The 12,972-nt window shown below is 37.2% G+C and carries 10 protein-coding genes; 1 reads left to right on the top strand and 9 read right to left on the bottom strand.

Translation table 11 applies throughout. The annotated features are described in order from the left end of the window. Positions 1-12: 12 nt before the first annotated feature. The 6 genes from MKX29_RS22330 to dpaA all read right to left on the bottom strand — a co-directional run bounded on the left by MKX29_RS22330 (position 13) and on the right by dpaA (position 7,206). Positions 13-1,677, bottom strand: coding sequence for a ribonuclease J (locus MKX29_RS22330; protein ID WP_341107866.1), 1,665 nt, complete (start codon positions 1,675-1,677; stop codon positions 13-15). A gap of 558 nt (positions 1,678-2,235) precedes the next feature. Beyond that, positions 2,236-3,105, bottom strand: a complete 870-nt coding sequence (gene dapA / locus MKX29_RS22335; protein WP_341107868.1) for a 4-hydroxy-tetrahydrodipicolinate synthase — start codon at positions 3,103-3,105, stop codon at positions 2,236-2,238. Between the two features lie 25 nt (positions 3,106-3,130). Then, a complete protein-coding gene (dapG, locus tag MKX29_RS22340; protein WP_341107870.1) occupies positions 3,131-4,363 on the bottom strand; it encodes an aspartate kinase in 1,233 nt (410 codons plus the stop codon). 24 nt (positions 4,364-4,387) lie between these two features. Then, positions 4,388-5,437, bottom strand: coding sequence for an aspartate-semialdehyde dehydrogenase (asd, locus tag MKX29_RS22345; protein ID WP_224938637.1), 1,050 nt, complete (start codon positions 5,435-5,437; stop codon positions 4,388-4,390). Between the two features lie 270 nt (positions 5,438-5,707). Continuing rightward, on the bottom strand, positions 5,708-6,307 hold the full coding sequence (gene dpaB, locus MKX29_RS22350) for a dipicolinate synthase subunit B (protein ID WP_095369480.1): 600 nt from the start codon (positions 6,305-6,307) through the stop codon (positions 5,708-5,710). Beyond that, positions 6,304-7,206 carry a dipicolinic acid synthetase subunit A gene (gene dpaA, locus MKX29_RS22355; protein WP_289433551.1) on the bottom strand — a complete coding sequence of 301 codons (903 nt, stop codon included), beginning with the start codon at positions 7,204-7,206 and terminating at the stop codon, positions 6,304-6,306. Before dpaA ends, dpaB begins: the two co-directional genes overlap by 4 nt. A gap of 268 nt (positions 7,207-7,474) precedes the next feature. On the opposite strand from dpaA, the gene MKX29_RS22360 reads away from it, so the two are divergent. Then, positions 7,475-8,134, top strand: coding sequence for a class I SAM-dependent methyltransferase (locus MKX29_RS22360; RefSeq protein ID WP_341107876.1), 660 nt, complete (start codon positions 7,475-7,477; stop codon positions 8,132-8,134). 70 nt (positions 8,135-8,204) lie between these two features. Here the strand turns inward: MKX29_RS22360 and MKX29_RS22365 are convergent, their stop codons facing one another. From MKX29_RS22365 to pnp, 3 genes are all read right to left on the bottom strand, one after another. Further along, positions 8,205-9,440, bottom strand: a complete 1,236-nt coding sequence (locus MKX29_RS22365; protein ID WP_224938634.1) for a M16 family metallopeptidase — start codon at positions 9,438-9,440, stop codon at positions 8,205-8,207. 157 nt (positions 9,441-9,597) lie between these two features. Next, complete coding sequence (locus tag MKX29_RS22370; RefSeq protein WP_224938633.1) at positions 9,598-10,563, bottom strand: polysaccharide deacetylase family protein; 966 nt, start codon at positions 10,561-10,563, stop codon at positions 9,598-9,600. Positions 10,564-10,772: 209 nt separating this feature from the next. Next, a complete protein-coding gene (gene pnp, locus MKX29_RS22375; protein WP_224938632.1) occupies positions 10,773-12,896 on the bottom strand; it encodes a polyribonucleotide nucleotidyltransferase in 2,124 nt (707 codons plus the stop codon). Positions 12,897-12,972: the final 76 nt, after the last annotated feature.

A 12,972-nucleotide genomic window follows, 5' to 3' on the forward strand; every position in this document is an offset into this window, starting at 1 on the left:
TTGCCTGCTTTTTTAGGACTCCATAATTATCGGTAAGATCATCGGACGACGTTTTGTTTTATCAAATAAGAACTGATTGAGACCTTCTCTCATATCTTGTTTGATACCTGACCAGTCAAAAGCTTCTTTCGATAGTTTTGCTTCAACAATTTCTTTTACCAATTTGCTTGCTTCAGCTAGTAATTCTTCAGATTCTCTCACATAAACAAAGCCTCTTGTAATTATTTCTGGTCCTGCTGAAATGATTTTTTGTTTTTTGTTTAACGTAACAACCACAAGTAATATCCCATCTTGAGATAATAATTTACGATCTCTAAGGACAATATTACCAACATCACCAACACCACTGCCATCAATTAATACATGTCCGGTTGGGATTTTCCCCACATTCTTCATGGTTCCTTTTGTTATTTCATATAATTCTCCCTTTTCAGGAATAAAAATAGCATCACTTTCCATACCAGTCGACTCAGCTACTTTTGCATGTGCCTTTAACATCCTGTATTCTCCATGAACAGGAAAGAAATATCTCGGATTCATTAAATTAATCATGAATTTAAGCTCTTCTTTGCTACCATGACTAGATGTATTAAAACTCCCTTTGCCTGAAACCACATGTGCTCCGCCCCTGAACAATACATCAACTGTTTTTGATAAATAAACTTCCGACCCTCTCAAAGGAGAAGCAAAGAATATCACATAATCTCCAGCTTGAATATGCACTTGACGGTGAGAGTTTTTCGCCATCTTATACAGCGCATCAATGGGCTCTCCTTGCGTACCTGTCACTAAATAAATGATTTCTTCATCTGCCAAGTTTTTCACATCGTTCATAGACACTATTACGTCTTCATAAATATCCAAAAACCCTAATCTGATGGCAATATCATATATTTTTTGCAAACTTCTTCCTACTATTGCTACTTTTCGGTTAGTCTGTTTCGCAGCGTCAAATACTTGTTGAATCCTGATTAACTCAGACGCAAATGTAGCCACTACGACTCTCCCTTTTGCTTGATAAAAATGCTTCACTAAATCATCTAATACTTCAGCTTCAGATTTTGTGTAGCCTGGTTTTTCTGCTTCTGTACTATCAGATAATAAGCACAAAACGCCATTTTCTCCGATTTTGGCCATTTTTCCAATTTCGGCTTTATAAAGTGGTCCAGCCGCTTGGTCAAATTTAAAATCCCCAGTGTAGACGATACTGCCTTGTGAGGTATGAATACATACCCCAACACTGTCTGGGATGCTATGATTTGTTTTAAAAAATGAAATTTCACAATGATCAAAGTGAAGTTCAGTATCACTATGTATTTCCACTAGTTTAGCTTTCCCTTTAAATCCTTGCTCTTTCATTTTTGCTTTTGCTAACGCAATTGTAAGCTTAGTTCCGTATACCGGTGCCTCAATTTGCCGAAGCAAATAAGATAAAGCTCCAATATGGTCTTCATGTCCATGGGTTAAAAATACTCCTTGCACACGATCTTTTTGTTGAATAAGATAGGTGAAATCTGGAATAACCGTATCAATTCCAAGCATTTCGTTCTCTGGAAGCATTAAACCTGCATCGATTACGAATAAATCCTCATCAACTTCAATTATGTACATATTCTTTCCTAATTCACCAACTCCACCTAGTGCTGCTAACTTGATGCTTTCGTTCTGTCTTTTCACTTATGTATCCTCCTATAGTTCATTCACCCGATCAAAATCAGTTATTCCCATTATACTTTAACTAAGAAAATAATAACAACCAAATTTATGCATTTTTGCGGTTATTAAGCAATTTATCCAGTTAAATTAAGTAATTAAACACTTTAGTGATTAAAGAAGACGGCACAAAAAGGATCGTTTTACTTTAACAAATACTCTCTTCTAAAAGCGATACCTAAATATCAAGTTTATAATCATTCAGTTAGTCTTGCTTTTAAAAAAAGAGAACCTAAAAGACTCAAGAAACGTGTAAATTTCCTTCATCCAGATTGATGTATTGGGTTTGGATTTAACAAGGACTAAATAGTAGTAATCAAAGATTTAAGTATCTCTAGTTCAGCTAGTGAGCGAAATCTTTTCCAGCCTGAGCTACTTATGTTTGCTCAATATGTTATATTTGTGAGATATACGAAGAGCCCCCTTTTTACTCCCCTATCCAGAGTATATATGTTATGGCATCACACAAAAAAACCTGAACAATTCATACCCAAGGTGGGAATGATCGCTCAGATTTTTTACTTACTTTTTAATAATGTCAATCAGTGAAGCTCTTTCTTGTTCAGAAAGTGGTACCATTGGTAAACGCACTGAACCGACATCAAGGCCTTTGACCTGCAAAGCGGTTTTAACTGGTACAGGACTTGGCGCTGCAAACATCGCTTCCATTATTGGTAGTAAGGTTTGGTGCAATTTTGCAGCCTCTTGATAGCGGCCATCTAAAAATGCTTGCACCATTTCTTGAATTTCAGAGCCGATTATATGTGAGGCCACTGATACAACACCTGCTCCACCAATGGATAAGACTGGTAAAGCTATACCATCGTCGCCACTATATAACAAGAAATCGTCATCTGTTTCAGCGATAATCTTCGTCATTGCATTAAGATCACCACTCGCTTCTTTCACAGAGACAATATTTTTAATCTTGGATAGTTCAATAATTGTTTCAGGTGCAATATTAACAGATGATCGACCTGGAATATTATATAACATAACAGGTAAATCTGTACTTGCTGCGATCGCTTTAAAATGCTCATATAAGCCTGCTTGGTTTGGCTTATTATAATAAGGAGCGACTAACATGATGGCATCTACACCAATTTCTGCTGCTTTTTTCGTTAATTCAATGGATGAGTAAGTATTATTGCTACCTGTACCGGCAATAACTGGCACGCGTCCATCCGTTACCTTCACTACATGTTTAAACAATGCGAGTTTTTCTTCTTTCGTTAACGTTGGTGATTCGCCTGTTGTTCCAGCAACAACAAGGGAATCTGTCCCATTCTCAATCAAATGATTAATCAACTGAGTTGTCTTTGCAAAATCAATATGCCCATTGATATCGAATGGCGTAACCATTGCTGTTGAAACTCTTCCGAATAAAACCATTTTTACACCTCTTTTTAATAATCACTTATATCATTTCTACTTGATCTTTTTCTAAATGAAAGGCATCATGGAGTGCATTGACTGCTTTCGGCAAATCTTCTTGTTCAACTAAAACCCAAATAGTCGTATGGCTATCTGCTGATTGCATAATTCTAATGCCTTGTTCCGAAAGTGCTGTTACAATTTTAGAGGCAACACCAGGTACACCTTGCATACCTGCACCGACAACTGAAACTTTCGCACAGCCTCTTTCCACTTTTGGTTCATGACCTAATCTATTTAAAATTTGTATCGCTTTATCGGTCATTTCCTCGGTCACTGTATAGGTTACTCCATGTGGATAAATATTAATGAAATCAACGCTAATGCCTTCTTTGGCCATTGCCTTAAAAACCTCTGATTGTAGGTCATACTGATTTTCTTTAGCAACCACTTTAATTTGCGTAATATTCGCTACATGTGCAATCCCGGTAACCGGTCTTTCTTTTATATCTGTTCCTCTACTTTGTTTCGTAACAGCCGTAACTAGCGTACCTAAACCGTCTGTATAAGTGGAACGGATACGAATGGGAATTTTTGATTGCATCGCGATTTCAACTGCTCGTGGATGAATAACCTTTGCACCTTGATAAGCCATATTGCAAACTTCCGTATAAGTTACGACATCCAAAGAACGTGCATTCTGTGCAATCCGCGGATCAGCTGTCATAATCCCTTCAACATCTGTGAATATATCAATCCACTCTGCATTAAGGGCAGAACCTAGCGCAGCTGCTGAAGTATCACTGCCGCCACGTCCAATCGTCGTTGTATCACCGTTTCTAGCTGATCCTTGGAAACCTGCAACGACAACAACATCATGTAATTCTAACTCGTTTTTTAAACGTTCACATTTCATATCAATAATTTTCGCATTCATATGATCATGATTTGTACGAAAACCAGCTTGCGCACCTGTTAATGCGGTCGCCGTTAGCTCATTTTCTATAAGCATATTCGTAAATACAACACTTGAAATCACTTCTCCACAAGATAGTAATAAGTCTGTTTCACGTTTATTGATTTTGGCAAGGGGCGCACCAACAAGTGATAATAACGTGTCTGTTGCATAAGGGTCTCCCTTTCTTCCCATTGCAGAAACAACAACTACCACTTTGAACCCTTCATGAACGGCATTTTTAATATGCCTTAATGCATGACTCCTGCCTTCTTCATTTTTTACCGATGTACCGCCAAATTTTTGAACGACGATTTTCATCTTAACACCTCGAGTAATTGCAATTTATTTCACTAACTTTAATTTAACAAGACTTTCTGCGATTTGTACAGAATTCCAGGCTGCACCTTTTAGTAGATTATCAGAAACGACCCACATATGGAACCCTTTTGGCTCATCTAAGTCATTGCGAATACGACCGACGAACACTTCTGATTTACCAACACAATCTGCTGGCATTGGATAAATTTGCTGTTCAGGGTCATCTTGTAGTTCTATACCTGGTGCGGTACTTAACAAAGCTTTTATATCCTTTGCGTTAATGCCTTCCTGATCAATCTCAAAATACACAGATTCAGAATGACCAGTTCCCACGGGTAGACGAACACAAGTCGCAGCTACTGGTAAAGAAGGCAGATGCATAATTTTTTTCGTTTCATTAATCATTTTCATTTCTTCAAATGTATAACCGTTATCAACAAATTTATCTATTTGAGGAATGGCGTTAAAAGCGATTTGATAATGCTTTTTATCACCCTTTACTGGCAATACTTCAGGCGTGTATGTTTGATTATCTAAAATCGCTCTTGTTTGCTCTTGCAATTCATCAATAGCTGCTTGCCCTGAGCCAGAGACTGCTTGATAAGTGGAGACAATCACTTTATTTAAACCAAATGCTTTTCTAATCGGTTCAAGTGCTACAACCATTTGAATGGTTGAACAATTGGGGTTGGCAATGATGCCGTTATGGTTATGCAAGTCTTCTTCATTTACTTCAGGTACGATAAGTGGAGTATTTTCATCCATACGGAATGCACTCGTATTATCAACCACAATTGCTCCTCTCTTTACCGCTTCTGGAGCTAATTGTTTGGATACACTTCCCCCTGCACTAAACAAAGCAATATCTACACCTTCAAAACTATCAGGTGTAGCTTCTTCTACAGTATATTCCTTGCCGTTATATTGAATCTTCTTCCCAGCTGAGCGAGACGAAGATAATACTTTCAATGTTGATATCGGAAAAGCACGCTCTTCCAATGTTTTTAACATTTGTTCACCTACTGCTCCTGTTGCTCCTACTACAGCTACATGGAAGTCTTTTTTCTCTGTCATAACCATTTCTCCTTCCGGCCAACATAATGATTGATATTTTTTAGTTTACCTTTCAGCTAACAAACAAGTGAGCGACTATCTTTCAGTCGTATTTCAGCTATGAGAGCGAGCTAGAGATAGTATACTAAGATTATTTTATATTTTATCATATTCCCGCATTAAAAAATAAAATTTTATGAGAAAACATGGCTTATCGCCAAGTCTACTGGCGAAAGCCGTCGTCTGCAAACATTCATCACTTAACGAAGGGAACTATGATAAATCTCGAACTTAGTTACCATCTTTGTATCTTTCTACAATGACTGGCTGAATCTGTTCACCATTTATTGCTTTCACTATTGTATCAGATAATGCTGTCATACGGGCGACCATTGAGTTCGGTTTCTTCACTGGGTCATCTTGCCCAAATGGGATAAAATAAATATTTTTTGTAGACATTAAACGCATGAGATTTGTGCCGTTTAAGCCTAGTGCATCATTAGTCGATATACCTAGTACGACTGGTTTTTCGTTCCTTAATGTCGCTTTGGCAGCCATAAGCACTGGAGAATCTGTCATAGCATTTGCAAATTTACTCATGGAGTTTCCTGTTAATGGGGCAACAACCATGCAATCTAATGGGATTTTCGGGCCTAATGGTTCTGCTTTTACAATAGAATCAATAACTTTATTCCCAGTCACTTCTTCTATTCTTTTAATCCAATCTTCTCCATCGCCAAATCTTGTCACCGTATTTTGAACTGTAAAAGTCACGACTGGTATTACTTCAGCTCCTGCCCCGACTAACTTCTCTATTTCCGGAAAAACGGCATCATATGTGCAATGCGACCCCGTTAAACCGAATCCTATTTTTTTCCCTTTTAAATTCATGATTGTTTATCCTCCCTTTCATCAAAATTAGCCAAAATCAATTGTGAAAGAACATTAGCTAAAATACGTCCCGCTGTTTTTGGTGCAACGATTCCTGGTAGGCCAGGTGCTAATAGAGCTTTTACCCCACGTTTCTCTGCGTATCTAAAGTCCGTACCACCTGGTTTAGAAGCTAAATCAATAATGAGGGTATGAACTGGCATTTTCGCTATTACTGATGCCACCACGACTTGTACGGGAATTGTATTAATGCATATATCTGCATCCACAACGGCTTCTTCAATATCACTCAAATGAAAAGGCGTAAGACCCATTTCAGTTATTCTTGCTATATGCTCGCTTTTTCTAGCTCCTACTTTCACTTTAGCTCCTAAAGCATGAAATGCACGGGCTATACTCATTCCTGTTCTTCCAAGTCCTAATACAGTCACATTTGATCCGTGAATTGTAAAATCAGTATGTTGAATGGCCATCATTAATGCACCTTCAACAGTGGGGATTGAATTGTATATTGCGACATCATCACGATTAAATAATTGAACAACCTCACGATCTGCTTTGGTTGTAATTTCTTGAAGATAAGGAGGATTAATACCAGAATAAATTTTACAATGTTGCGGTGTTTTCTTTAAGATTTCTTCATTTATCGTAATTTTTTCATTAGAGAAAATTGTATCAATCTGTCCATCCACCCCAGCCCCAGGCACTGGCAATATAATGGCGTCAATGCATGTAAAGTCAACTTCATCTATCTTCTCCTTTACTGCACCAGAAAAAGCGTGGTCAAGCTGTTCAAAACCAATTAAATATAATTTTGCATCCAATTCTGTCAGCTTACGAATGACCTCAAGCTGCCTTGCATCTCCACCGATCACTGCAATTTGTAATCCTGTCAGCATGCAACACTCACCTTCTTTTAAAGAACTTTTTATGTTCTTTTACTCAATTACTTCAACATCTTATGTAGAAATGACCTATTCGGTGAGTTCTCTAACAAAGAATAGACGCTAAGTTTGAACCTTTGTTTTGAAGAGAAGATTGATAAGGAGTGAAGGACGAAACTCCTACCATTAAAAAAGCATTTTAAATAGGAAAAGTGATTAAATCGTGAGGTAGCGACTCATCTTTATTCACATACAATAAAATGCTAAGTGAGGAGGAAATGAAATGAAAAACATAACTGATTCAAGATTTATTACAACTGACGATCCGCAATCTCAGCAGTTCGTCTTCCAGTTACCTAAGGAATGGGAAACAAGACCCTATGAATATGAATGGGCAAAAAATTTTGCAGACAAAAATGAAATTGTTCTCGATGCAGCCTGTGGATTGGGGCATCCTTTAAAGTTTTATTTAAGTGAGATATGCAAACACACTTTTGCCTGTGATATCGATGAGAGATTATTAGACAGTAAAGCCATTTTTTTAGATATGAAGGAAACATATACACATGACGATATACAAGAAGAAAATGTACAACGTTTAATAAACAACGTATCTATGAATTGCTGTTCCTTAACTGATTTACCATACAGTGGGCAATTATTTGATAAAATCTTTTGTATTTCCGTTATTGAACATTTAAGTAGTGAGGATATATATAAAAGCCTTGTAGAGTTTAAACGTGTATTAAAAGAGGATGGACTCATTATTTTAACTTGTGACTATCCTACCATCGATTTAGACATGTTCAATCGTATGATTCACGAAGCTGGATTAACCTTTTTTGATCATGTGACCTTCACCCGACCTTCTAATGTCCTCACATCAACCATATGGGGAGAATTAAATTGTTTTCGTGCGGTGTTAAAAAAGAAAAAAGGCTAAAGAAAATATATGTTTATAATAAAAAAGAACAATTTCCTATCTTTACAAACGGGAAATTGTTCTCTTTTATTTATAGCCCTTGAGGTAACTCACCATCTGGACTAATTAAGGCTAATGAATAGTCATCTGTAAAGATCTTTTTCGCCATTTCATTGACTTCATCCATTGATACTTCATCAATTTCTTCAATAATTTTATCTAATGTACGATGAGATCCAAGCAATAGCTCATTTTTGCCGTTACGGCTCATGCGACTATTTGTACTTTCTAAACTTAGCATTAAGCCACCTTTTAATTGCTCTTTACTATTGACTAATTCTTTTTCTGTTATTCCGTTTCGTTTTAAAACGTCTAATGTGTTCTGAATCGTTTCGAAAAGAACATTCATTTGTTTCGCACCGGTACCGCCATATATTGTAACCAAACCACTATCTTTAAAAGAAGAGTGATAAGAAAACACAGAGTATGCGAGCCCTTTATCTTCCCTCACATCTTGGAATAAGCGACTACTCATGCTACCACCAAGAATATTATTTAGAACGATCAACTGATACATATCATCATGACCAACGGGAAGTCCGTTAAACCCTAAACAAAGATGCGCTTGTTCTGTTTCTTTCTTTCTGGCGATCTTATTATTGTGAAAAGTAGGTACTGTTTCGTTTACTGCCGGACTACCACCTGTATATGTACCAAAATGGGACTCTACTTCTTGAATAAATGATTCAGGCACATTACCTGCAATGGAGATGACGACATTCTCAGGTATATAGTGATTATGCATATAGTCTCTTAATGTGTCCCCGTTAAACGTTTCTAGTGTTTCTTCCGTTCCGAGTATCGGGTACCCCAATGAATGACTTTCATATACACCCTTACTTAAAACATCATGGACAATATCATCCGGTGTATCTTCATACATTTTAATTTCTTCATAGACAACATTTTTCTCTTTTTTCAACTCTTCGTTATCGAAGGAAGAGTTGAAAAACATATCTGCTAGTACATCTAATGCAAATGAGGCGTGAGTATCCAGTACTTTTGCGTAATAGCATGTATATTCTTTTGATGTGAAAGCGTTCACTTGTCCACCAATACTATCAAAAGACTCCGCTATTTCTCTAGCTGTTTTTGACTCTGTACCTTTAAAAATCATATGTTCAAGAAAGTGGGAAATCCCATTATTCTCTTTATCTTCATTTCTTGATCCTGTTCCAATCCAAACGCCAATGGCAACAGAGCGGACAGTCGGAATATTTTCTAATACGATTCTTGTTCCATTTTTGCAAGTATATCTTTTAATCAAGCATGCTCCTCCTGTTCTGTTTGCAAGCTGTCTTTTTTCGAATGATACGGAATGCTTTTTCAAAACAACTGTTTATCATTCATAAGAAAAAAAGACTCATGATGGTAGAATAACATAAGTGTATCTATAGTTGCTATTTTTTGCAAAATCTCGCTTGTTATTTTTTCGGCTTTTCGTGTGATCCGATTCTTTCCTCTGATAATAAGGATGTCACTGTCCCAATTTGTAAGTCTTTGTCTTTAATCCCTACAATCATTCTATCCAGTGCATTTGCTGTTGATTCTGTTGGATGCATTAAGACCATTGAACCATTTTCTACTTTATTGACTACACGATTAATAATCGTTTCAGGTGATGGTTTTTGCCAATCTATCGTATCGACAGTCCACATCACAGTAAGTAGTCCTTGCCCACTAGCAATGTCGACGGTTTGATTACGATAACTACCACTTGGGGGGGCAAACCATTTCACTTTTTGTTCAGTCGTCGCCTCTATGACTTCGTTAGTTTTCACAATTTCTTCTTTCGTTTTTTGATCAGAAGCAACTTTTAAATCAGGATGCGTATAAGAATGATTGCCAATTTCGTGCCCTGCGGCAACAATCATTTTTGCTAAATCAGGATTATTTTGCGTCCATCTTCCTTCTAAAAAAAACGTTGCTTTTACATTATGTTTCTTTAATGTTTCCAACATTTTAGGAAGATACTCATTTCCCCATGCTACATTAATTAATAAACTAACCATCGGCTTGTCTGGATGGCCCTTATAAATCGGTGAAGGTTCTAAATCTTCTAGATGGATTTTTGGTTTAACTTCGGTAAATACGAGTTTCTCTTTATCAAAGGATCCGTCCTTTTTCATCTTTTTATAAGATGCATTCACATCAACCTTTAGTCCATTTAATCCTGGAATCGCCTTCCATACTTTATCTATAACAGCATCCTTGGCAGGGACTTCAAACGTCTTCGCTTGCTCCTTTATTTCTATTAAAAGCGGATCATCTACTTTACTTACCGATATGCTTTCATTTAGTGCTAAAGACATATATTGATCTGTTAACGGGTTCGCAACGATTAAAAATCCACTAATGACTATTACCAGCGTGTATCCAATTTTTCTCATAACACCAGCCTCCCTCTTCATTAAAATATGTTAAAGGAGGACAAGGTAGAACAGTTTAACTATTCGATAAAGCGCTTACATAATAACAATCCCCTTCGACAAGTAAAAGAAACAAGCCGAGGGCTCACTTAAAATATACATCATCATTTTATATTCTAACAAAAAAAGAAAGAAAAAAATCAGGGGACAACCCTGACTTTCTTACAAATTTATTTATTCTCAGCTTTTTCTTTTTGTTCACGCTGCTCTTTTAATACAGCTTTACGAGAAAGGTTCACTCTACCTTGTTTATCGATTTCCGTCACTTTTACAAGGACTTCATCACCTATTGAAAGCACATCTTCGACTTTTCCTACGCGCTCTTCAGCTAGTTCAGAAATATGAACAAGTCCATCTTTCCCATTAAAGATCTCTACGAAAGCACCAAATTTCTCAATGCGCTTCACTTTACCCAAATACATTTGTCCAACTTCTACTTCACGAACGATATCTTCAATGATTTTCTTCGCTTTTTGGTTCATTGCTTCATCGATCGAAGAAATAAATACTGTACCATCTTGTTCGATATCAATTTTTACGCCCGTTTCTTCAATGATTTTATTGATTTGTTTTCCACTTGGCCCAATAACATCACGGATTTTATCTGGGTTAATTGACATCATTAAGATTTTCGGTGCATATTGTGAAAGCTCTTTATTAGGTTGAGCAATCGTTGCTAGCATGGAATCAAGAATCTGCATTCTACCGATTTTTGCTTGTTGTAATGCTTCTTCTAAAATTTCTCTAGAAAGACCATCGATTTTAATATCCATTTGTAGTGCTGTGACGCCTTTACTTGTACCTGCTACTTTAAAGTCCATATCACCTAAGTGATCTTCCATTCCTTGAATATCGGTTAGAATAGAGTAATAATCACCTGATTTGATAAGACCCATCGCAATACCAGCAACTGGCGCTTTAATTGGTACCCCAGCATCCATCATTGCTAAAGTACTTGCACAGATACTTGCTTGTGAAGTGGAACCATTAGATTCCAACACTTCAGAAACAAGTCGAATCGTATAAGGGAAATCCTTTTCTGATGGAATAATTGGCTCTAAAGCTCTTTCTCCTAAAGCACCGTGTCCGATTTCACGACGACCAGGTCCTCTCATCGGGCCAGTTTCACCAACACTGAAATTCGGAAAATTATAATGGTGCATAAAACGTTTTTCTTCTTCAATGCCAAGACCATCTAGAATTTGTACATCACCAAGCGCACCTAATGTACAAATGCTCAACGCTTGTGTTTGACCACGTGTAAACAGTCCTGATCCATGTGTACGTGGAAGTAAGTCAATCTCAGATGATAGCGGACGAATTTCCTCTAGTCCACGCCCATCAGGTCTTACTTTATCTTCAGTAATTAAGCGGCGTACTTCTTGTTTAACAATTTTATCAAGTACTTGCTTTACTTGTTTAAGATAGTCATCATCGACTTCTTGCTCTTCAAAATGGGTAATCACTTTATCTTTGACAACTTTAATGGCCGCTTCTCTAGCATGTTTTTCTTGAACTTGAATAGCAGGAATCATATCCGCTTCACACATAGAGCGCACAGTTGCATTAATCTCTTCATCGACTTGATAAAGCGTAACTTCCATCTTGTCTTTACCAATTTCTTCAGCAATCTTCTCTTGGAAGGCAATTAATCGTTTAATCTCATCATGACCAAACATAATTGCTTCAAGCATCGTTTCTTCAGGAACTTCTTCTGCCCCTGCTTCTACCATGTTAATCGCATCTTTCGTACCAGCAACGACTAAATGAATATCACTTTTTTCTGTTTGTTCTACAGAAGGGTTAATGATAAATTCATTGTTTACTCTGCCAACAGTTACACCTGCAATTGGACCGGCAAACGGAATATCAGAAACACTTAATGCAAGAGATGACCCAAACATTGCCGCCATTTCCGAAGAACAATCTTGGTCGACACTCATAACCATACTGACAACTTGAACATCGTTACGGAAACCATCCGGGAAAAGTGGTCGAATTGGTCTATCAATTAATCGGCTAGCTAGAATGGCTCTTTCACTTGGACGACCTTCACGTTTAATAAAGCCGCCAGGTATTTTACCGACTGCGTATAATCTTTCCTCATAGTTCACAGTAAGTGGAAAGAAATCTAAGTTCTTCGGTTCTTTTGATGCTGTTGCTGTACTTAGTACAGCTGTATCACCATAGCGAACCAAAACAGCACCGTTTGCTTGCTTTGCTAATTGTCCGATTTCAACAGACAACTTGCGTCCAGCCCAATCTATGCTGTAGGTATGCTTATCTTGTCCCATATTTGTACCCCTCTCTACCATTTCACTTACAAAATCATATATACTAAAGCAAAATGCCATGACATATTTTCATCAT

It is taken from the genome of Cytobacillus sp. FSL R7-0696 (genome assembly GCF_038006865.1).
GTDB lineage: Bacteria > Bacillota > Bacilli > Bacillales > Cytobacillaceae > Cytobacillus > Cytobacillus kochii.